This is a genomic window from Candidatus Vicinibacter proximus (genome assembly GCA_016713905.1).
GTDB lineage: Bacteria > Bacteroidota > Bacteroidia > Chitinophagales > Saprospiraceae > Vicinibacter > Vicinibacter proximus.
On sequence record JADJOE010000001.1, the window covers coordinates 1 to 21,992 of the forward strand.

Sequence of the window (21,992 nt, forward strand, 5' to 3'; positions counted from 1 at the left end):
TTCGCCCTTCTTTTCTGTCGTGGTTGTTCGTTGTCATTTCGTGTCTGTCTTTGGTGCGTTGGCTTGGTGGCTCTTTTGGATTTTTTTAGCGTTGGTCTGTGCGTTGGAAAAAAATACAAATGTGCCACCAAATGCGTTGGCTATATTTTTAATGTGTCTTCTAATGTCTTTTTAAATTCGTTTTCGTTTGCATAGTTGTAGAAAGGAACACCTGTTATTACATAATTGTCTGTGTCAATTTTGATGGTCTTTTCTTCTTCTCTGATTTGTTTTAAAAACTCTTCTTTCCACTTGTCGTTGGCAATTAAGTGAGCACCTTTTGGCTCAATGAAAACTTGATATGTCAACTCTTTGCCCTTTTTCTGTTTGCAGAATAAAACAAAGTCAGGTTCAAATGCTCTGCCTAATTTGTCAATGATTTTAATTTCTCTTTCGTTACGGATTAAGTAAATGTTAGTGAACTTTTCCTTTAGTCCTTCAAAGCGTCTTTGAAACAATTCAACAAATTTCTTCTCTTCGCTTGTTCCATAGTTAGCATTGTAAACATACCAAGGTTCGTTTGCTACAAAAGCTTCTTGTCCGTCTGCTCTTTCACTGTCTTTGTAAACTTTAATTTCCTTGTCTTTGAAAACCTTGTGAACATATTCTTTGATGTAGTCCGAACCTTCAAACTCTGTCAAGTTTGATTTTATTTCCATTTCAATGCTTTGTAAAAGCCCTTGAATAGCTAATAAAAAGTCGTGGTTTGAAATGTCTGCAAGTCTTGTTTTTGAAGCATTGAAAGTGATTTCTAAACCACCCAAATAGTCTTTGCTGTCAATAAAATTTGAAAGTGATTCTACGTTAGGGAAAAACCTTTCTAAACTGTCAAAGTAGAAATATGGATTTTGAGCCAATGCAAAACGAATGATGTGTTTTGGAATAGCTGAAACTTTAATGTCTTTGCTTTCTGTCTTTTCGGTTGTAGTTTCTTCTTCTTTACTAAATGCACTTGAAATTCTACCAGAACCCGATGAAAGTGTGAAAGCAAAATTTCTTTTTGAAACTCCTAAGTCTGCAAATGATTTTACATTGTTATAGCTTTTCTCAACTTTCTTGTTGTAAACAAGTTTACCAGTCTTATAAAACTCAGTTTCTTTAAAGTCAAGTTTTAAAGTAAGTTGCTTTGTTACCAATTTATCTTCGTCCTCATAAATTCCTGATTCTACAAGGGCTTTCTTTAATTCAGAAATATATCGGCTGTCTTCTTTTGTATGGTAATAAAGTTCCTCCAGTATTTTTAAATCATTACCTTGGTCATCGTCATATTTTCTTGTGTATTTGTCTTGTCCTTCTTCCAATGCAAAGGGGAAATATCTTGCTCCTCGTCCAATTAATTGGGCTTCTGCAAGTGTTGTTGCTCCAACGGTAGTATTTGTTCCTCCTGTGTTCTGACCTTCATACAAACGGACAATATCATATAAATTCAAAACGTCCCAACCTTCGTTTAATTTTTGCACTGCAAAAACGGCACGAATCGGATTGTTCTCATCTTCCAAAGTGTTTAACAGAAGTTGATTTTTCTCTGCTTCTTCATCGTTGTTTGCACTGATGCAATTTTCAAAACGGAAATTCGATTTTATTCTTCTTGAAATTTCGGCTGATGAAATATTGATGGAATCAAAGAAGTTAAACGCTTTTTGAACTATTGAAACTGTTGCTGTATTTCTTATTTGGTCAACCAATTGAGCTGACATTAAATCAATAAGATTGTGAAAATCTACCTTGTTCTGTTCGGATTCCTTTATTGTCTTTTTAGCCTTGAAAAGAATTACAGGCTTTAAATTTATATTGTTTGCTGTTGCCAACTCTTGACGATACAAGTTTAAAATCAATGCTTGTATTATTCTTTCTTGTTGGTCAAAGCCTGACCTTATAAGATTTATTTCTTTTGAATATTTGTCAATTCTAAATTGGGCAAGGTCGTATTTGAAAATTACTTTGTCTTGATACTTTTTTAAAATTTCGGCATTATCATAGTCAAGTGTTGCGGTAAATTCTAAAAGTATGTTGTCGAAATTCTGTTTTAGAATTTCAATTACAGTTCCTTCCCAACTGCCAAATAAATCACCGTTGTTTTTTGTTGCTGAACTTAAATGGTGTGCTTCATCTGCTATTAGCACCATTTTTTTGTCCTTGAAATCTTCGTAAGTAACGCTGTTTTCTTTGGTGTTGTTTAAGTCAATGTGAAGTTGCTGAATGGTTGTGAATTTGATATTGATGTTTTTATCATCAGCACTTTCAAAAGTGTCGGTTTCTTTTATGTAAACTTCCTTTCCGTCAATTACTATTTTGTCATTGAACAAATATTTTGAAGCCTGTGGATTCAAAAAGTTGTCTTTTGTTTTTTTGATGATGTTATTTGAGTTTACAAAAAACAGAAAGTTTCTAAAACCTTTTTCATACAAGTAAAGCATTAAACCAGCCATTACCAAAGTCTTTCCGCTACCTGTAGCCATATTATACAACAAATGAAATGGCTTCTTAGGTCTGCCTTCAAAATCTTCGTTGTGGCAAATTATGTAACGTTGAAAAGATTCTATTTGGTAAGGTCGTTGACCAAATCCAGTTTTAAGATTGTCAGTTATGTAATTGGGAACAGGAACACGGGCAATTTCTCTTTTACCAAACTCCTGCACCAATGTGTCGTGTAAAAAACTCATTGTGCTTATTTTTTAAGTTGGTAAAAATCTTGAGTTACTTTCTTTTCTTCTGCCGAAACCTCAAAGTCTTTGTCATTAAGCGAAGATAGATTTACATACAATTGGTTTTTGTCTAACAACTCAACCAAATGTTGTTTTTGTTCTTCTAAATTCAATGCTTTAAAATCTTCAATTTGTGCTTCTTGCTTTTGCAAATCAACATTGTAGTTAAGGAAAGATTTTGCTTTCATCTCCTCCCAAATTTTCAAAACTGCTTTTTGTCTTTGGCAGTTTCAATTTGTTCAATAAATTTTTGATTAGATTTTTTTAGTTCGAGGTAAACAAATTCATCATTATCCTTCATTATTTTTTTTACTCTTTCCGTTGTAACAGTTTCGATATAATCCATCTGTTCACAAAGAATAAATTTTCTTTTTCCACCATCTTCTTTGTTCAAGTCTATAACAGCTTGAGCAGTTGTTCCTGAACCTGCGTGATAGTCCAGAATTATATCATCATTTTCAGTCCATAATTCTGTTATTCGTTTTAATAGATTGGTGTTTTTTGGATTTTTAAATACAGCATCACCCATTAACTTTTTTAATTCGCTTGTAGCTGAAGAAGTTAAAAAATTATCATCCCACCAAGTTGTTACAGTTTGTTTTGAAAGTGCAGCTTTTTCCTTGTAATACTTTTGTTGAAGTCCAGTAGCTGTTTTAACAACCAAGCCTTCCTCATACATTTTTTGCATTTTTTCTTTTGAAAATCTCCAATATCCTTCAATTCCTTCAAATGTGTAAAAAGGATTTCCTTTTGAAGCTCCGCCTGGTCCATCTACAGGAACTAATTTATAATCGCCTCGGTCATCTTTTAGTTTAAAACCATCCAGAGATTTTTTTACCCCAAATTTCTCTTTTTTTGAAAATACCAATCGTTCATTTTTTGCAAAAAGCAAAATATGGTTATGGTTAGGAGAGATGATTTTATCATTTGAAATTGAACCTCTTGATTTATGACAAATATCTGCTATGAAATTTTCTCTTTTGAAAATTTCATCCATAAGCACTTTGCAATAATGAGCTTCTTTATCATCTAAACTAACAAAAATTACTCCATCATCAGTAAGTAAGTCTTTAGCTATTTCAAGCCTATTCTTCATAAAAGTCATCCAAGAAGAATGATTGAAATTATCATTATAATTGAAGCCGTCTCCACCAGTATTATATGGTGGGTCTATGTAAATCAGTTTTACTTGTCCAGCAAACTCCTCTTTTAATGAATGAAGTGCTAAAAGGTTATTTCCTTTAATAATTAGGTTGTCGGTAATTATTCCTTTTTCGTTTCGGTTAAATTTAATAAGTGGTTTTTCGCCTTCGGTTGTGTAGCGTTTGGCATTGGTTAAAACCTTTGGCTCTAATAGTTGGGTAATTTCGTCTTGTGCAAGTGTTTCATTAAAAAATATTTCTTCACTTTTATCTTCTTCACGACTTTGTCCGCCCTCCAAAACGCAGTCTTTAAAAGGCCAAACTAAAGCAACCTCGTTGCGTTGCTTCAAATATTTTCCGTCAATGTTTAAACCAACTTTGTTTTTGTATGAAGTATAGCTATCATTCAAATAATTCTTTTGCTCCAAGAACTGCACAAATAAAGATTGGTTGAAAACCAAAACACCTTTAATGTCAAGAAAGAACTTTGCTTTTAGTTCCTTGTCATCAAGCAACAAGCCAATAAGTTCAGCATCATAATTCTGTGCTTTATTTATTACAACCCATTTTTTAAGTTCTCCGTTGTCGGTAACGTAATTGGGTTCTTTTTTTCAGTTGCTTTTCAAGTGTTTCGTATAATTTCATTTCTCGTCTTTTGCTTTAGTGATTGATAATTTTCCATTTAATTTCAGTAATGGAGAATCTGATGCGTAAGGCACTTTCCCTGAAGGAACTACTTTAGCTGAATCAGTTAAGTGAACTTCTTGGTCGTCAAAAAATATGTGTGCTCCAAACGCTTTTAAAACATTGTCTTTTGAAAGTCCACCCAAAAAATAGGCTTCGTCAACATATACGCCCCATTTGCGAAGCGTTTTGATAACTCTCATATGTGATGGGGCATTCCTTGCTGTTACAATTGCTATTCTCAAAGGAGAAAGTTCAATTGTTGTTGGTAATTCTTCTTGAATTTTTGAAAGTTTAATTAGCAATTTCGCAAACGGACCTTCTCCCAATGGTTCGTCTTGATGTTCTTGTTCATATTTATGAAAGGCTTCAATTCCTTCTGTTTTGTATCTGTGTTCCGATTCATCTGAAAACAAAACTGCATCTGCATCAAATGCAATTTTCACTCTGTTGTCACTGGGTTTAATTTCTGTTGGCGGTTCGTAAATATAAGCGGCTGCACATTTTTTAGAATCAATTACACTTTGAACATCTTTAAGGTCTTTGCTTAAAAATAAGTCAATATCAAAAGCGTCAATATAAGGTGCTAAAGGTTCACCACCACTAAACGCCATTCTTGTAATGTCCAAATTGTATTTACCAACGGAGTTCATAATTCTTACACCTGTTTCGGGGCTGTTTCTCGACATTACAACAACTTCAACAATTCTTTTCTTAGCATTTTCATTTAAGTGAAGTAAACTCTGAACAAGATGGAAAGCCGTCCCAAGTTCTAAGGGTTCATCCTCGTGTTCAAGTTGATATTTTCTAAAACCAGAAATACCTTCGGTATTAAAAATTTCATTTTCCTTTTCAAGATTGAAAAGTGCTCGGCTGGAAACTCCAACAACTAATATTTCGGAAAAATCTACAGCCATTATTTTGTTTTCTTTTTATTGTATTTAATTTTCTCTTCTGCTACTTGCATTGCTTGTAATGCAAGGTCTTCGTCTTGAACTTCATAATAAAGTTTGTCTGAAAGCCAAGCAATTATAACTTCATTCTTTTGGTCTTTATAAAAGTTGGCAAGTGATTTTACTTGCTCTTTTGTCGGCATTCTTTTGTCTTGCTCGATTTTGCTCAAGATGGTTGGGTCAAGCGAAAGTTTAGCTCCAACTTCTCTAAGCAATAGTCCTTTTGCTTCTCGTAATTCTCGTAATGTCGTCCCAATTGTTTTCAATGTGCTTTCTTTTGACTTGACAAATATTGGCAAATGTAAAAATTATTTTCAGAAAAAAGGTCTAAAGTTGCCTCCAAATTTTCAACAGTCCACTTGTCGGGTGGTGGGTGGGCTTTGGGTGCGGTTGGGCAAAATTAAATGTGGTGTTTTTGTGTCGGCAAGTGCGTTGGCAAAACACCTCTTTTAATTTTGCGAAGCGTTGGCATTTTCGTCCTCCGTTTCTGTTGGTTTATTGTCGGTCGTGTCGGTCTTTTAGGGTGAGTGCTAACTTCTTATATGTACACCAAAAGTAAACAAAGTCAACTGTTTTTGTAAGCTATGTACACTTTTAGTATGGTATATTTTTTTACAAATCGTCAAATGGACTTCGAATGCCTTGTATTTTTTTCTGGCTGACATGGGTATAGATCTCTGTGGTTCTGCTACTTTTATGACCTAGCAATTCTTGTATATAACGAAGGTCTGTTCCACTTTCTAGAAGATGTGTCGCGTAGCTGTGCCTAAGCCAGTGGAGACTTACTGCCTTTTGATTTCCGGTTTCCATAAGAGCATTCTTTAGTACCTTGGCAAGACTGGTCTCGCTGTATTTTCCTCCATTTTGTCCTTCAAAAAGGTAATGCTGTGGCCTATAGGATTTTATATATTCCTCCAGCTGACCCTGCAATTTCTGGCTTAATGGTACCACCCTGTCTTTATTTCCTTTGGATTGCCGAATAAGCAACAACTTACGTTCGAACATTATATCCGTTAATCTAAGTTCCAGTAACTCACTCCGTCTTAATCCACATGCGTAAATGAGACTCAGCATTACTCTGTGTTTAAGGTTTTTTAAACTGTCGAGAATCTGCCTGACTTCTTCTTTGCTGAGTACGTTAGGTAATTTAAAGGAACGTCTGGGACGATGTATTTCCTCCAGATCTATTAACTTGTTTTCTTCCACCCGAAAAAACAATTTTAATGCGTTGACTACTTGATTCTGATAGGAAGAAGAATAAGCCTTGTAAAGAATGTAATCGTTATTAAACCTTATGATGTCCTCCAGGACGATCTCATTGATAGGTTTTCCTTTCATGAATTTTAGAAAAACACCTATTGCGTCGAGATAAGTCTTCTGAGTATTTTTACTGTACCTTTTGCTCTTAAGCCATGCCGAAAATCTTTCCAAAGGAAGGTCATACGCATGTCGAAACCTCTGTTGCTCCTTAACTTGATTTAATTTTCTTCTAAGTTCACTTTCGTCCAGCTTGGCGTTTTCTCCAAAACTATTTCTGAGTTCCATGAGCAAGCCTTTTCTGGGAGGAACTTTCCATACACGATGATCAGGATCCCATCGTACACCTTGGATTTTCTTAACTGCTGCAATCAAAATTGGATCATACGGAACACGGATGGTGAGCAGCTCCACTCCCTCTTGCTCCGCTAAGTCTAATAAAATGGTTTCCATTTGGTAGGTGTTTTATAGTGTTCTTAAAAATATTCATTCGTACTATTTTGCTCAATAAGATATTTGCAGTGCTTACTAATTCCTGTTTCGCCCTAATATTCCATCCATTAGAAGCTAACTTTATTTTACGGCTTCGCCGTCCTCACTCACATATTCGCAAGTAAGACAAGGAAGGTGATTCTTATATTGCGTTCGTTCAGTTCAACTGTAATTGATCAGTAGGTATTTCTACCAAAAAAAACATGGACAGATTTTCGAGTTTTAACTGAACGAATTTTTTGCCGATGAGATCCACCAGTGTTCCGGTATTCCCGGCCAATAAACCGGCTTTTATTTTGACCTGCTTTCCTTTTAACCCTCGGATGGCCTGAAAGGAATTCTGAATAATCATGGACCCTCCCTTCCGGATCATATCAAGCTCTTCTTCCCTTATAATGGCATCCTGGTTTTCATGGCGTACATAATGCAGGACGCCCTTTGCCTGAAAGACGGCCTGCCGGTCCTTGTCTTCATTGCACACAAATAAATAAGAAGGAAATGCAGGCACAGTCAATTTCTTCATCCGATCCGACCATTGGCGCATGACTTGGACCTTGGGTAAATAGTGTTCTATCCCCAGTCGGGCAAGTTGCTGCTCTACTTTAAATTCATATCTGCCTTGAATATATAGGACCTTCCAGCTTGGCATCCGTCTAGGGTTAGTTGCCGTGCTAAATTAGAAATAATTTAGAATAGGTCAGGTAAATTTTAAGGGAATAAGGGAGAAATTAGAGAATTAGAAAATTTGAAAATTAGCTAATGGATGACTGAACGATCTCTGCGACAGCAGAGTATCGTGCGACAGCACGATAAGTGAGTATCCATGTAATTGAAAAAGGTTTAGCTTTAGTTAAGTGGTCCAAAGGCCACAATTTAAATTAAATAACTAAAAACTAAACCTTATGACAAAAGTATTACAAAAGGCTGGATTTGTAGGAGAAACCATTTACGTTGGCATAGATGTCCATTTGAAGAGTTGGAATGTTTCACTTTATTATGGGAGCCAATACCTGCGAAGTTTTCATCAATCACCTCATCCAGATATTTTAGTTTCATTTTTACAGCGTGAATTTCCTGGAGCAAATTACAGTTGTGCCTATGAAGCTGGTTTTAGCGGTTATTGGATAAAGAGAGCATTTGATAGACAAGGTGTAAGCTGCATTGTTGTTAATCCAGCAGACATACCCCAGACCGACAAAGGAAATAAATCAAAAACAGATAGAAACGATTCTAAACGTATTGGATCTTCACTTCAAGCAGGAATGTTGTGTCCGATCTACATCCCATCGCAAGAGACAGAAGCTGATCGTCAACTAGTTCGGACCAATGAAAAATTAACACGAGACCTGACCAGATCAAAAAATAGAATCAAAGGAATGCTATATCAAGTAGGTATAGAGATTCCCGAACGGTTTGGAAGCGGAAATTGGAGCAATATATTCATAAACTGGTTAAAAGACCTACCTATCTCATTTGGAACATTACGAACTGCTTTAAACCATCAAATAAAAATGATGGAAAATATAAGGGTAGAAAAAAACCTGGTACTTAAAGATATTCGCAAACTAGCAGTTAGTGAAAAGTATGCCCCCATTGCTTCTAGATTAAAAACGGTACCTGGTGTGGGCACAATAACTGCCATTACTTTAATAACGGAAATAGAAGACATGAATCGCTTCAAGAGTTTCGAAAAACTAAATGCATTCGTTGGTTTTTATCCCTCGGAGTTTTCCAGTGGGGAACATATTCGTACAGGACATATAATAAGTAGACATCATAAGCGATTGCGTAGCTTAATCCTAGAAGCCGCCTGGATAGGAATAAGACGTGATCCTGCTATGACCCAATATTATAATAATACAAAACTAAAAGTAGGAGGTAAAAGAGCTATCATTAAAGTTTCACGAAAACTATTAAATCGTATAAGGTCAATTTGGTTAAATAAAATAGATTATGAAATCGGAATATTGAAATAAATAAAATTATACTCTTTTCTTACTATATAAATTAAAAACGAGCAAAAGTTGAATAGACCACTTCCGCGTTCCTTGTATCCAAAATACTATAAGTGAGTGTGTGGCTATCAATTATACTTTGCTATATTGATAAATACTTGTGGCAACTAAAAATTGACCACCGATAGGAGGATATATAAGTAAAGAAAAGTTGTATATTTGAAAGAGCAAAAAATCTTGCGAAGGTAGGGTGGTTAATTCCACTCTGCTTTCAAAAGAAATTGGTTTAAGGGCCTCATGACTTAGTTCGGCAGAAATTCAATTCATAGGAAGGAACCGCGAAAGCGGCTAGTAGGGGAATTAGAGATGACTGAACGATTTCCGCAAAGCGGAATGAAGTACGACAGTGCTTCAAGTGAAGAAACCCTGCCTGACTGCGTCTGCAGGCAGGCGCGAAAGCGGCTAACGAGAAAATTAGAGAATTTGAAAATTTGAAAATTAGTTAATGGATTGACTGAATGATCTCTGCGACAGTGCAATATGTGAGGGACTTGTCCGACCACTGGCGGAAGCACGAAAGCTGAAATTTTTTGACTTGGAATAGAAATTCTAATGCATAATTTGTGTTACATCAGTTTTAGCATTAAGAAATGAAAACAGCCTTGATTTTTTTTGGTTCTTTTTTTATCCAAACAAAAAAGAACAATGCCAATAGGACCGCAAAACTGGCTTCACCCCATTTTTGTTACCTGACCCAAAATAGATTCTAATACCTCATCACATAGTTTTCGAAGGAGACATTAAGATCGGCCTTTTTCATTTTAGCTAAAACGGTTTTAAAAAGCGTTAAAAACAAAATACTGTTTGAGCTCGCTTGCAGATATGCTAATGAATTTGTGACAGTAAGGCTATGAGCTATGAATGCAGACCATGGCGAGTTTATTTTGTTTAGCTTTTTAAAACCGTTTTGGCGTTAAAAAATGAAAACAGCCTTGATTTTTTTTGGTTCTTTTTTGTATTAAGTTTATAACAGCGGCTCCGCTCTCAATCCTTTAAAGTAACTTGCGAGACGTAAAGCAGTGTTTACAAAAACCGTTTTTTGTTATGGTGCTCGCAGCCCCTTATTAAGTTTGGTAGTGTTCTTTGAATGACAATCCATTTTGGTGGTTCGCCTTTGGCGAAACCCCGTTTAAGAGCTTATACGATAATTACTCAGAACCTTAACACTGCTTTCGTTTTATTCACTTTAAAATTTTAAGAAAATGAAAGAAAAAAAAACAAAAGCATTTCCGATTATTTATCCTAACGCGGCAGGTATAGATATATCAAGCAAAGAACATTATGTAGCAGTTAATCCTGAATCCACTGAAAAACCAATAAGAGCCTTTGGCTCCTTTACTGAAGACTTACACGCCCTAGTTGTGTTTTTAAAAGAATGCAAAGTAGATACAGTTGCTATGGAGGCTACCGGTATTTATTGGGTAAGTTTATTTTTAGTATTAGAAGATGCGGGTTTTGATGTTGTATTAGTTACAGCTAAACATGTAAAAAATGTAAGAGGAAAGAAAACAGATGTTAGCGATGCTGATTGGATACGTCAATTACACAGTTGCGGATTATTATCTGCAAGTTTTCAACCCGATAAGTTTACTCGTAAATTAAGAGCATATATGCGTCATCGAAAAAATTTAATTGAAATGTCAGCTACACATATTCGCATGATGCATAAAGCTTTAGAACAAATGAATATTAAAATACAACATGTTATTGCGGATATTACAGGTAAATCTGGACAAGAGATTATAAAATCCATCATAGCTGGTGAACGAAACGCAGAGATATTAGCATCTTGTTGCGATAGTAGAATTAGAGCGCATAAAAAGAGGGTATTATAAAATCCTTAACGGGGGTTTGGAAAGAAGAACACGTTTTTGAACTAGAGCAAAGTTATTCAATATATCAATTCTATCATGCTAAGCTAAAGGAATGCGATGCTAAAATAGAAGAGCATCTTCGTGAACAATCCGGAGTAGATACATTTGTGGAGCCCCAAAAGAAAGAAAAGAGTAATAAAAATAATTTGAATTTTAACGGAAAGGAAATGTTGTACGAACTAACGGGGACGGATTTAGCAGAAATTTTTGGGATTACGGAAACAAATGCTATAGAAATTATAAGCGAAGTCGGATTAGATATGAGTAAATGGCCAACGGTAAAACACTTTACATCATGGTTAAACTTAGCGCCGAATAATAAAATATCAGGAGGTAAAGTATTAAGTAGCCGGATTCCAAAAAAGAAAAACCACGCAGGTCAAATATTTAGAATGGCGGCGTTTGCCATACAGCGTAGCAAAAATTGGTTAGCGATGTTTTATAAACGTATAAAAGCAAAAAATGGGGCGCCAAAAGCAATTGTTGCGACTGCAAGAAAAATTGCGGCTATTTTTTATAAAATGGTAAAAGAAAGGGTTAAATTTAACCCAATACCAATCGAAAAATATATGGATGGATTTAAAGAAAATCAAATTAAGAAGTTAAAACGACAAGCTAAAAACCTTGGTTTACAGATAGTTGAAATGTAGTTACTTAAGAGACAAAAAAGAACAATGCCAATAGGACCGCAAAACTGGCTTCACCCCATTTTTGTAACCTGACCCAAAATAGATTCTAATACCTCATCACATAGTTTTCGAAGGAGACATTAAGATCGGCCTTTTTCATTTTAGCTAAAACGGTTTTAAAAAGCGTTAAGAACAAAATACTGTTTGAGCTCGCTTGCGGATAAGCTAATGAATTTATAAGATTAAGGCCTGTCGCTATGAATGCTGCTCAAGGTGAGTTTATTTTGTTTAGCTTTTTAAAACCATTTTAGCGTTAAAAAATGAAAACAGCCTTGATTTTTTTTGGTTCTTTTTTTATCCAAACAAAAAAGAACAATGCCAATAGGACCGCAAAACTGGCTTCACCCCATTTTTTTAACTTGGCCCTTTGTCTTTGGTGTGTTAATTTTTTCTGATCCCTCCTGGAGGCCTGAAGTACGGATTAAAAATCTATATCTGATCTAGCTCTGCAGCCATTCTTAATATTTAAAATCTAAATCTTCCTCGCCACCACCACAAACACCTGCGGCACTTGTGCCGATTCCCGGACCATAATAAAACCTTCCGGCACCAAGCTCTTTCATCGCCGGAAAACAATTAAACGGTGAAAAAGGAAATTCTTCAAAGTTGTCGATCACCATCCTGTTTTCGAGAAGGGGTTTCAATACTTCTGATATGGAATGTGACCAAAAAAAGGAAGGCATGGCGATCGATGCTGATCCATCTGCATAGGTATTCTCCTCAAGATCTTCAAAGGGATTTCCGGTATTAAAATAAGGATAGGACATGGACCCGGTATTAAAATCAAACATATACAAAGCCGGATGAAATTCTGCCAGATACAACATTCCACCAGGCGACAAAGAATCTGCAACAATCCCCGCCCACTCCTCCAAATCTGGCAACCAGCACAATACCCCATAGCTGGTAAAAACCACATCAAATTTTCCGAGATTTAAACTCAACGTATCATATACATTGGCTTCCCTGAAATCTATCGAAACACCCGCTTTTTTGCTGAGCGTTTTGGCACTGGAGATGGCCTCTTTCGAAAAATCTATGCCGGTACAAATAGCTCCTCTTCGCGCCAAAGAAATGGTGTCCAATCCAAAATGACACTGCAGATGCAAAAGTCTCTTCCCGCTCAGATCCGGCAACAAAGACTCTTCTATTTCTGTCAAAGAGGACTTGCCTGCAACAATGGCCTCCGTCTCGTAAAATTCAGAACCAATGTGCACATGGGTCCTCTTTTCCCAAAGTTGTCGATTGGTTTCAAAATACTTTCCGTTGGTCTGATAATCCATAATAATAAAAATTGACAGAGTAGATGCAAGATAACCAAACTGCTTAAAATCGGCTCTAAATGCCTATTCTTGGCAGATAAACCTTAGTTTTGCAACTCAAAAATAAAATTTAATGGATCGCGTACGGATCAGTGAATTATTGGAGCAGGATGGACAGGGTCAGGAAGTCAGTGTCATGGGATGGGTCAGAACCTTCCGCAGCAATCGTTTTGTCGCCCTGAATGATGGTTCTACCATCAACAACCTCCAGGTGGTGGTTGATTTTGAGCAGTTTGACGAAGCGCTGTTGAAAAGGGTGACCGTCGGTGCAGCCATCCATGCTACCGGCCTGCTGGTAGCCTCTCAGGGCTCCGGACAAAAAGTGGAATTGCAGTGTAAGTCTTTATCCATCTTCGGTGACTCGGATCCTGCCGCCTACCCCCTGCAGCCTAAAAAACACAGTCTCGAATTCCTGCGTCAGATCGCCCATCTGCGCTTCAGAACAAATACTTTTGGCGCTATTTTTAGAATTCGCCACCACATCGCATTTGCCATCCACGAATTTTTTAACCAACGTGGATTCTATTATCTACATACACCCATCATTACCGCTTCTGATGCTGAAGGGGCAGGCGAAATGTTCAAAGTCACCACTTTAGACCTGGACAAATTGCCACGGGATGAACAGAACCAGATCAACTTCAAAGAAGACTTCTTTGGTCGTGCATCAAATCTCACCGTTTCCGGTCAGTTAGAAGCCGAACTCGCCGCCATGGCTTTGTCGCAAGTCTATACTTTTGGACCCACCTTCCGGGCTGAAAATTCAAATACCCCAAGACACCTAGCTGAATTCTGGATGATCGAACCGGAAGTGGCTTTTGCCGATCTGAACAGCAACATGGACCTGGCAGAAGCTTTGCTAAAATACGTCATCAAAAAAATCCTCGCAGACTGCGTCGATGACCTTAAATTCCTGAACGACCGCGAGCTGGAAGACGAAAAACAAAAACCTCAGGCAGAACGCAATGAAATGAATCTGCTCGACCGGCTAAAATTTGTAGTCGAAAATGATTTCGTTCGCCTGACCTATACAGAAGCAATCGACATCCTTCAAAATTCTACCCTCAATAAAAAAGGTAAGTTCAAATTTCCGGTGGAAAAATGGGGAACTGACCTACAGTCAGAACACGAACGTTTCCTGGTAGAAAAGCATTTTAAAAAACCGGTCATCCTGATCAATTATCCGAAGGAAATTAAAGCCTTCTACATGCGCCAGAACGACGATGGAAAAACAGTAGCCGCCATGGACATTTTGTTCCCAGGCATTGGCGAAATCGTAGGGGGATCTCAACGGGAAGAGCGCTTGGATAAACTCACAGAAAGAATGAATGAAATGCACATTCCCACCGAGGAAATGTACTGGTACCTGGATACCCGCCGATATGGGGCCTGCCCGCATGCTGGCTTTGGGCTGGGTTTTGAACGACTGGTTTTATTTATGACCGGCATGACCAATATCCGCGACGTCATCCCTTTCCCACGCTTCCCGGGTAACGCAGAATTTTAATCTCATCAGAAAATCAACATATGAAAAACTTAAGCTGGATCCTACACGCCGTCTCTTTAATCGCCATCATTTATTTATTGACTCAAAACAATAAATTAAAAAATAATTCTACCTCAGCATCCTCAACTACCACTGCCAGTTCATCCGGCACGACTTCATCCGATGCTGACTATCCCATCGCTTATTTTTATTCTGATTCTCTGCTCAGCCAGTTGAGTTTTTTCAAAGAGGGCGAACAGTCTTTTAAGAAAAAACAAGAAAACATGATGGCTGAATTAAAAAATAAAGAGGGCGGCCTTCAGCGCGAATTCCAGAAACTCCAGGAAAATGCCCCTAACATGACCCGCAAAGAACTGGAAGCCGGTCAGCAGAAACTCGCAAAAATGGAGCAGGAACTCATGATGCGTAAAGAAAATATGGGTGCCCAATTTGCCGAAGAAACGGCTGAATTCAACGATAAACTACACGCCAAAATCACCTCCTACCTCCAGGAATTGAACGCCAATAAAAAATACAAATTTGTATTCTCCGTCGCACGCGAAGGCAACATTTTCTACGCCGACTCCGCACTGGACATAACACCCACCATGGTCCAGGCGCTGAATGAAAAATACGGGAAGTGAATGGGCTAATTGGCTAATGAGTTAATGTGTTAATGAGCTGATTTTGGTTGATAGATTTTGGGATTTTTCTTAAGAAAAAGTTCAAGCAAAAGGCAATTGGAAATTTAACTCTTCATTTAATTGGTTTTCTGATTTTTCGATTCATTCACTTAAGTGAATGAATCCACTTCCATCGTTGCGAATATTTATTAGCTCATTAACTCATTAGCAAATTAACTAATTACATTTCTGCCTTTTTGTCCACATCCCATCACTCAATTCAGCCATATTGTCATATAATTTAGGTGAAATTCTGCCAGATTGATCAATTTTCGGCATTGGTACGTGCTTTGATCCATGATTTTCATTATTAACTTTAAAATCTATAAATCATGTGGACCAATAGCATCCATTTCAAAAATCCTCAAAACTGTGTGAGACCATCCGACTATTTACCTAAAGTAAAGATCAGCCACGAGGGCATGGAATTTATTCCGGTGAATATTCTGGAGAATCCAAGCCAATATATGCTGAGATTTAATTTGGCAGGTTATGACAAATCGGAAATTAAAATCAAAACAGAAGACAATCTGATTACCATCTCTACACATCCTGCAGAAAATACCAATGCAGACAAAATCAGATTGAGTGAGTTCAGGAAAATGGAAATGAAGAGAAATGTCAGAATTCCTGTGGACGTTGTGAAAGAATCCATTCAGGCAAAATATGAAAACGGAATTCTGGAGATCATCATGCCGAAAGATGAGAATCTTAATAAAAGCATCAACATTGAATAATTATAAAAATAAATAAAATTATGAAACGTAATTTTTTCTATCCGATCACACCCATGGCCAACCAAATCGGCACCATGGTAGAAGATTTATTGAACAATGGTTTAAATGATTTTTTTGGTGGACAGGCTTTTCAATCCACGGTTCCTGCGGTAAACGTGAGTGAAAACGACAATGCCTTCATTGTTGAGGTCGCTGCTCCGGGACTTAAAAAAGAAGATTTCAAAGTATCTGTTGAAAAAGGATATTTGAACATCTCAACCAGTCAGGAAAAAGAAACAGAAGAGACCAAAGAAAATTATACCAGAAAGGAATTCAGCTACAGCAAATTCTCCAGAGCATTCAAACTGCCTGAGCATGCTGATGCAGCTAAAATTTCCGGCAGCTACAACAACGGGGTGTTAAAACTAACCATCGAGAAGAAAGTAGCCATCAAAGATGAGAAAACCATCGAAATTCAGTAAAAGACAGTAATTGTTTTCGTAGTTAATTGTTCTAAAGTTCAGGGTTAATTTTGAAGAGAAGACCGCGTCGCAAGATGCGGTCTTTTTAATTCTAAAAGACAGGAAACTTTATTTCGAAATCATTTTTGAATATTGGATTAAGCGTAATTCGGAGTCAGGTAAATCTTATTGGGATTAAGTAGAAATTATACAACTTTAATAGTTAAGTTAAATTCATATAGTTATCGAATAATAAATTCAGATCGGCCTTTTTCATATTAGCGTTAAAAAATGAAAACAGCCTTGATTTTTTTTGGTTCTTTTTTTAACCCATACTATGCATTAGGGTTTCGTTATGAAAGGCAAAAGACCAAAAAAGACAAGTGCTCCCGCAAGATTTTTTGACAAGGCATAGTGGATCCTATGGTGCTGGAGAAAAATCGAGGAAGTGCTTGTATTTGAAGGTGTTTTGACTTGGAATAGAAATTCTAATGAATAGAATGGGTTTCTCAAGACAAAAAAGAACAATAATAAAAGGGTAGAATTTAGGATATCTTTAGTGAATATAGGGAACCTCAAAATTGGTTTCTCCTCAAATTTTTTTTGGCTTGACCATAAATAAATTCCGATACCTCATCATATAATTATCGAATGAGAAATTCAGATCGGCCTTTTTCATTTTAGCTAAAACGGATTTAAAAAGCGTTTAAAACAAAATACTGTATGAGCTCGCCTGCAGATAAGCAAATAAATTTATGACAGTAAGGCCTAGAGCAACAAATGCCGCTTAATGCGAGTTTATTTTGTTTAGCTTTTTAAGTTAGTTTTGGCGTTAAGAAATGAAAACAGCCTTGATTTTTTTTGGTTCTTTTTAGAGCTGGGTTTCTCAAGAAAAAAGAACAATAATAAAAGGGTAGAATTTAGGATATCTTTAGTGAATAACGAGATCCGCAAATCTGGTTTCTCCTCAAATTTTTTGACTTGACCCTAAATAAATTCCGATACCTCATCATATAATTATCGAATGAGAAATTCAGCCCGGCCTTTTTCATTTTAAGCAAGGAACTGCTTACACACAATGAAATCCTAGTCAAATATTTATTTTGGAGAACTTAACTTATCCGAAAGTTTGCCGGACAAATAATCAACTTGTAGTTTAGCCAACATAGATTCATACAAGGCGTCCTGCATTTTGGCAGCAATGTCTATGATGTCAAATTGCGCTTGAGAGAACTCTAAACTCGTGATGGTGGCAAGCCTGAATTTTTCTTTGATGACTTCTAAATTTTCTTTGGCCAACTCCATTCTGGATTGCTCAAGTTCGTAAATTCTTAAACTTTGTGCAGCTTTTCTGGTGTTCAACTGTATCTCATAATCAGTATTGCTGGCCCACATTTCTTTTTGCAAGGCAAGTGACTGTAGGGAATAATCGAGTGCTTTGGATGATTTGCTGATGCGTCTGCCATCAAAAAGTGGAACGGAAATTTGCAATTGCGCGATGGGACCATAGTTCAACGAAAACAAATTGAATCCTGCCTGATTTTCTGTTCTGTTAAAATTATAGGCACCAAGAAAATTTAAAGACGGAATTCTCTCTGCCAACAATTCTCTTTTAGCAAAATTGTTGACCAACATTTGCTCATTTAAAATTCTTAGCTGTGGATGTTGATCATAATTCAAATTAATTCCTACCGCAGAAATATTTTCTCTCCCCGAAATGGTGTCAGTCAATTTTGGAAAAGCGATTTGCTTCTCCTGCATCAAATAAAAAAGTCGTGCATAAGCATCCCGCACATCATCCTCTTGTTTGCTGAAAATAATCTGCAATTCCTGCAAATCCAATTTAGCTTTTAGCAGATCCGATTTGCCGGTGCGTCCCAGCTTAAATTTCTTTTCTTCCAGATCAACTCGGTCTCTTGACACTTCAATTTGCTCACGGGTCACTAAACTCAAATTTTGCAACCTGATGACATTGTAGTAAGCCGCAGAAACATCGTACACCAAAGAGAGAATTTCTGATTCAATATTCAACTGACCTATACGCTCTATTGCCTCCAGCCGATCTTTGGTCGCATACAATTTAAATCCATTGAAGAGATTCCAGTTGAGCTGCACATTGGCATTGATAACTTCTGAGAGAGCATTATTCCGTTTGATTTCAGTACCGTTCACCAACTTTTGTTCCAGACTGTTGCTGGAGATGGAAGGGTTTGCGTTGAATCTTAATTCCGGATAGGCTCCTGCGTTGGTCCAGTTGTTGTTGTGCGCCGCCAAAGCAGCATCATTTTTTGCAATAAGCACACCATAATTTTTACTGACGGCCACCCGCAAGGCTTCAGATAAACTCAGACTGCCCTCCTGAGCAACGGCTGCTTGAAGAATAGTAAAAGCGCAAATAATGATTCTAAACCTCTTCATCCTTTTTCTTCTTGGGTGATGATAGAAATGTATACATCGCAGGAATCACAAATAAGGTCAGAACAAGTGCAAACAACAACCCGCCCATAATGACCACACCAAGTGGAATCCTGCTGGACGAAGCCGAACCAAAAGAGAACGCAAGCGGTGAAGCACCTAAGGCCATGGCCAGGGTGGTCATCAAAATTGGTCGGAGTCGTTCTTTGGATCCTTCAATCACTGAAGTCAATTTACTTTCTCCTTTCCTTCTTTTTGATTGGAAAAATCAACGATCAGAATTCCATTTTTGGTCACCAGACCGATGAGCATGATCATTCCTATCTGGGAAAAAAATATTGATGGTTTGATCGGTTAACCAAAGAGATAACAACGCGCCAAATATGGCCAACGGAACAGTTACCATAATGATAAATGGATCCACAAAACTTTCAAATTGTGCAGCAAGTACCAGAAAAATTAAAACCAACGCCAGCACAAATGCAAATCCAACGCTACCGGAACTTTCAGCAAAATCTCTGGACGTGCCACTCAATGCCGTGGAATAGGAATTGTCCAGAATTTTATCTGCAATTTTTTTCATTTCTTCAATGCCTTCTCCCAGAGTGAAGCCCGGCGCAAGTCCTGCTGAAATGGTGGCAGATTTATAACGGTTGAAATGATATATTGTCGGGGTGTTAATTCCTTCAGAAATGTTTACCAAATTGTCCAGACTTATGGAATTGCCATCCTTTGTGCGCACATAAAATGTCTTCAGATCGGAAGGAGCATCCCGAAAATTACGACTCACCTGACCAATGACCTGATATTGTCTGCCATTCATGGTAAAATATCCAAATCGTCTGTTGCTGAGTGCAAGCTGAAGGGTTTGGGCTACATCTTCCACACTCACACCAAGGTCTGAAGCCTTCAGTCTGTCTACTTCTATCTTCAGTTCCGGTTTGTTGAATTTAAGATCTGAATCGACATTGATTAATTTAGGACTTTTGGCTGCCTCTTCCAGGAAGGTTGGCAGTACGGACTTTAACTTTTCAAAATTACTGTTCTGAATGACAAACTGTACTGGGAGGCCACTTCTTCTGCTGACGGAAATGGTTTGTTCCTGGATAGGGAAAGCCCGGCCTTCGCCTATCTTCGAGAGACTCTTGCTTACTCGCTGCACAATCTGATCCTGGCTGCTTTTTCGTTGGGACGGCTCTGTTAAAATTACCCTTACAAAACCGGTGTTGGCCGCTCCGGATCCTGTAAATCCGGGTGAGGTAACGGACAGGACTACTTCATGTTCCGGAACTGAGTCCATCATCAATTGACTGAGTTTGTCCACATACTTATCCATACGGTCGTAAGATGTACCTTCAGGGGCACTTACCAGAAGCCTGAACTGACCGCGGTCTTCCATTGGCGCAAGCTCGGATGGAATGGCATTGAAAAAATAATAGCTCCCTCCAAGACAAATAACCAATACGACAATTGCTATCCATCTGAATTTTAAAAAATGGGTAAGCAATCTACCATATCCATTTTCAAGTCCTCTAAAAAAAGGTTCGGTGACCCGATAAAACCATCCGGGTTCAGTGGATTTTCTGGAAGCATAAACGTTCAATACGGGGGTCAGTGTAAGACTCACAAATGCCGATATCAGCACCGCTCCTGCCACCACCACACCAAATTCTCTGAATAAACGACCTACAAATCCCTGAAGGAAAATAACCGGAATAAACACCACTGCAAGGGTAATGGAAGTAGCAATTACTGCAAAATAAATTTCCGATGAACCCTCTCTGGCCGCCCGCATTTTGGACATGCCGGCCTCCATTTTTTTATAGATATTTTCTGTTACCACAATGCCGTCATCCACCACTAAGCCGGTCGCCAGAACAATGGCAAGAAGGGTTAATATATTGATGGAAAAACCAGCCAGATACATGACAAAAAATGCGCCGATCAAAGAGACCGGGATGTCAATCAATGGCCTTATGGCAATGATCCAATCCCTGAAGAAAAGAAAAACGATCAATATCACCAGCAGCAATGCGATCATTAGGGTCTCTTCTACTTCCAGGATGGCCTTTTTAACAAATTTGGCCTGATCCAGTGCCACATTAATTTCAAATTCAGCAGGTAAGGTGGCTTTGATTTGCTCGATTCTCCTGTAAAATTCATCCGATATGGCAACATAACTGGTTCCCGGTTGGGGCATCACAGCAATGGCAATCATGGGCACTCCACTCTCTTTAAGAATAGTCTCTTCGTTTTCCGGTCCCAGGACTGCCTCTCCAATGTCTTTCAGTCTGATTTCCGAACCATTTACCGAACGGATCAGCAAATCATTAAACTCTTGCTCTGTCTGCAATTGACCGACAGTTTTTACACTAAGTTCGGTTTGATTTCCTGCTATTTTGCCGGAAGGAAGCTCTACGTGTTCCCGGCTCAGCGCTTGCTGCACATCCAGCGGTGTAAGATTGTAAGCACTTAGTTTGACAGGATCCATCCAGATACGCATGGCGTAACGCTTTTCTCCCCAGATCATGATGTTGCTGACACCGGGAATTGTCTGTAGTCGTTCTACCAAATGGTTATAAGCAAATTCTGTCAGTTCCAGAGGATTCCTGGAATTGCTTTTGACCGTCATGGAGAGAATAGGCTCCCCACTGGCGTCCGCTTTGGTAACGGTTGGTGGGGCATCCAGATCATTGGGTAGATTTCTTACTGCCTGGGATACTTTATCTCTAACATCGTTGGCTGCTTCTTCCAGATTTACACTCAACTCAAACTCTACCGTAATGTTGCTGTTGCCCTGACTGCTGAGGGAGGTGATGTTCTTGATTCCTGCAATGCCATTGATGGAATTCTCCAATGGCTCTGTTATCTGGGATTCTACAATCTCTGCGTTTGCACCGGGATAAGAGGTTCTTACGGTGATGTTTGGAGGATCAATTGCGGGATAATCTCTTACCCCCAGACTCTTATAGCCAATATATCCAAACAGGATAATGGCAAGATTCAGAACCACTGCCAGCACTGGGCGATTAAGGCTGAGGTGGGATAGATTCATCGGA

16 protein-coding genes and 1 pseudogene are annotated in these 21,992 nt (G+C 38.0%); 7 read left to right on the plus strand and 10 right to left on the minus strand.

What is annotated here, in order from left to right; translation table 11 throughout:
* Positions 1-140 precede the first annotated feature (140 nt).
* From IPJ83_00005 to IPJ83_00035, 7 genes are all read right to left on the minus strand, one after another.
* Positions 141-2,702 (minus strand): DEAD/DEAH box helicase family protein, encoded by a 2,562-nt coding sequence (locus IPJ83_00005; GenBank protein ID MBK7878931.1) that lies wholly within the window; start codon positions 2,700-2,702, stop codon positions 141-143.
* A 5-nt stretch (positions 2,703-2,707) separates the two neighbouring features.
* The gene (locus IPJ83_00010; GenBank protein ID MBK7878932.1) at positions 2,708-2,932 is read right to left on the minus strand and encodes a hypothetical protein; all 225 of its coding nucleotides are present in this window, start codon (positions 2,930-2,932) and stop codon (positions 2,708-2,710) included.
* A 14-nt stretch (positions 2,933-2,946) separates the two neighbouring features.
* On the minus strand, positions 2,947-4,404 hold the full coding sequence (locus tag IPJ83_00015) for a site-specific DNA-methyltransferase (GenBank protein MBK7878933.1): 1,458 nt from the start codon (positions 4,402-4,404) through the stop codon (positions 2,947-2,949).
* A 123-nt stretch (positions 4,405-4,527) separates the two neighbouring features.
* The gene (locus tag IPJ83_00020; GenBank protein ID MBK7878934.1) at positions 4,528-5,487 is read right to left on the minus strand and encodes a 5'-nucleotidase; all 960 of its coding nucleotides are present in this window, start codon (positions 5,485-5,487) and stop codon (positions 4,528-4,530) included.
* The gene (locus tag IPJ83_00025; GenBank protein MBK7878935.1) at positions 5,487-5,789 is read right to left on the minus strand and encodes a helix-turn-helix transcriptional regulator; all 303 of its coding nucleotides are present in this window, start codon (positions 5,787-5,789) and stop codon (positions 5,487-5,489) included. The genes IPJ83_00020 and IPJ83_00025 overlap by 1 nt, the downstream gene beginning before the upstream one ends.
* Positions 5,790-6,135: 346 nt before the next feature.
* Positions 6,136-7,233, minus strand: a complete 1,098-nt coding sequence (locus IPJ83_00030; protein ID MBK7878936.1) for a site-specific integrase — start codon at positions 7,231-7,233, stop codon at positions 6,136-6,138.
* 196 nt (positions 7,234-7,429) lie between these two features.
* A complete protein-coding gene (locus IPJ83_00035; GenBank protein MBK7878937.1) occupies positions 7,430-7,921 on the minus strand; it encodes a UpxY family transcription antiterminator in 492 nt (163 codons plus the stop codon).
* Between the two features lie 253 nt (positions 7,922-8,174).
* Here IPJ83_00035 and IPJ83_00040 point away from each other — a divergent pair, with 253 nt between their 5' ends.
* From IPJ83_00040 to IPJ83_00050, 3 genes are all read left to right on the plus strand, one after another.
* Entirely contained in the window at positions 8,175-9,248 is a 1,074-nt protein-coding gene (locus IPJ83_00040; GenBank protein ID MBK7878938.1) for an IS110 family transposase, read from the plus strand.
* Positions 9,249-10,489: 1,241 nt separating this feature from the next.
* A complete protein-coding gene (locus IPJ83_00045) occupies positions 10,490-11,122 on the plus strand; it encodes a transposase (protein ID MBK7878939.1) in 633 nt (210 codons plus the stop codon).
* 206 nt (positions 11,123-11,328) lie between these two features.
* The gene (locus tag IPJ83_00050; protein ID MBK7878940.1) at positions 11,329-11,811 is read left to right on the plus strand and encodes an IS110 family transposase; all 483 of its coding nucleotides are present in this window, start codon (positions 11,329-11,331) and stop codon (positions 11,809-11,811) included.
* A gap of 497 nt (positions 11,812-12,308) precedes the next feature.
* Here IPJ83_00050 and IPJ83_00055 read toward each other — a convergent pair whose 3' ends face one another.
* Complete coding sequence (locus IPJ83_00055; GenBank protein MBK7878941.1) at positions 12,309-13,133, minus strand: methyltransferase domain-containing protein; 825 nt, start codon at positions 13,131-13,133, stop codon at positions 12,309-12,311.
* Positions 13,134-13,245: 112 nt separating this feature from the next.
* On the opposite strand from IPJ83_00055, the gene asnS reads away from it, so the two are divergent.
* From asnS to IPJ83_00075, 4 genes are all read left to right on the plus strand, one after another.
* The gene (gene asnS, locus IPJ83_00060; protein MBK7878942.1) at positions 13,246-14,679 is read left to right on the plus strand and encodes an asparagine--tRNA ligase; all 1,434 of its coding nucleotides are present in this window, start codon (positions 13,246-13,248) and stop codon (positions 14,677-14,679) included.
* 20 nt (positions 14,680-14,699) lie between these two features.
* Positions 14,700-15,302 carry an OmpH family outer membrane protein gene (locus tag IPJ83_00065; GenBank protein MBK7878943.1) on the plus strand — a complete coding sequence of 201 codons (603 nt, stop codon included), beginning with the start codon at positions 14,700-14,702 and terminating at the stop codon, positions 15,300-15,302.
* A gap of 371 nt (positions 15,303-15,673) precedes the next feature.
* Positions 15,674-16,078, plus strand: coding sequence for an Hsp20/alpha crystallin family protein (locus IPJ83_00070; GenBank protein MBK7878944.1), 405 nt, complete (start codon positions 15,674-15,676; stop codon positions 16,076-16,078).
* 20 nt (positions 16,079-16,098) lie between these two features.
* Positions 16,099-16,539, plus strand: coding sequence for an Hsp20/alpha crystallin family protein (locus tag IPJ83_00075; protein ID MBK7878945.1), 441 nt, complete (start codon positions 16,099-16,101; stop codon positions 16,537-16,539).
* A 1,077-nt stretch (positions 16,540-17,616) separates the two neighbouring features.
* Here the strand turns inward: IPJ83_00075 and IPJ83_00080 are convergent.
* Together IPJ83_00080 and IPJ83_00085 are read right to left on the minus strand one after the other, a co-directional pair.
* Positions 17,617-18,936 carry a TolC family protein gene (locus tag IPJ83_00080; GenBank protein ID MBK7878946.1) on the minus strand — a complete coding sequence of 440 codons (1,320 nt, stop codon included), beginning with the start codon at positions 18,934-18,936 and terminating at the stop codon, positions 17,617-17,619.
* Positions 18,923-21,988 (minus strand): annotated as a pseudogene (locus tag IPJ83_00085) (efflux RND transporter permease subunit). The gene IPJ83_00080 and the pseudogene IPJ83_00085 overlap by 14 nt, the downstream one beginning before the upstream one ends.
* Positions 21,989-21,992: the final 4 nt, after the last annotated feature.

Excerpts from the sequence above, each read along its gene's own strand:
- IPJ83_00005 (MBK7878931.1), bottom strand. The coding sequence starts at position 2,702 with ATGAGTTTTTTACACGACACATTGGTGCAGGAGTTTGGTAAAAGAGAA.
- IPJ83_00010 (MBK7878932.1), bottom strand. The coding sequence starts at position 2,932 with ATGAAAGCAAAATCTTTCCTTAACTACAATGTTGATTTGCAAAAGCAA.
- IPJ83_00020 (MBK7878934.1), bottom strand. The coding sequence starts at position 5,487 with ATGGCTGTAGATTTTTCCGAAATATTAGTTGTTGGAGTTTCCAGCCGA.
- IPJ83_00030 (MBK7878936.1), bottom strand. The coding sequence starts at position 7,233 with ATGGAAACCATTTTATTAGACTTAGCGGAGCAAGAGGGAGTGGAGCTG.
- IPJ83_00035 (MBK7878937.1), bottom strand. The coding sequence starts at position 7,921 with ATGCCAAGCTGGAAGGTCCTATATATTCAAGGCAGATATGAATTTAAA.
- IPJ83_00040 (MBK7878938.1), top strand. The coding sequence starts at position 8,175 with ATGACAAAAGTATTACAAAAGGCTGGATTTGTAGGAGAAACCATTTAC.
- IPJ83_00045 (MBK7878939.1), top strand. The coding sequence starts at position 10,490 with ATGAAAGAAAAAAAAACAAAAGCATTTCCGATTATTTATCCTAACGCG.
- IPJ83_00050 (MBK7878940.1), top strand. The coding sequence starts at position 11,329 with ATGTTGTACGAACTAACGGGGACGGATTTAGCAGAAATTTTTGGGATT.
- IPJ83_00055 (MBK7878941.1), bottom strand. The coding sequence starts at position 13,133 with ATGGATTATCAGACCAACGGAAAGTATTTTGAAACCAATCGACAACTT.
- asnS (MBK7878942.1), top strand. The coding sequence starts at position 13,246 with ATGGATCGCGTACGGATCAGTGAATTATTGGAGCAGGATGGACAGGGT.
- IPJ83_00065 (MBK7878943.1), top strand. The coding sequence starts at position 14,700 with ATGAAAAACTTAAGCTGGATCCTACACGCCGTCTCTTTAATCGCCATC.
- IPJ83_00070 (MBK7878944.1), top strand. The coding sequence starts at position 15,674 with ATGTGGACCAATAGCATCCATTTCAAAAATCCTCAAAACTGTGTGAGA.
- IPJ83_00075 (MBK7878945.1), top strand. The coding sequence starts at position 16,099 with ATGAAACGTAATTTTTTCTATCCGATCACACCCATGGCCAACCAAATC.
- IPJ83_00080 (MBK7878946.1), bottom strand. The coding sequence starts at position 18,936 with ATGAAGAGGTTTAGAATCATTATTTGCGCTTTTACTATTCTTCAAGCA.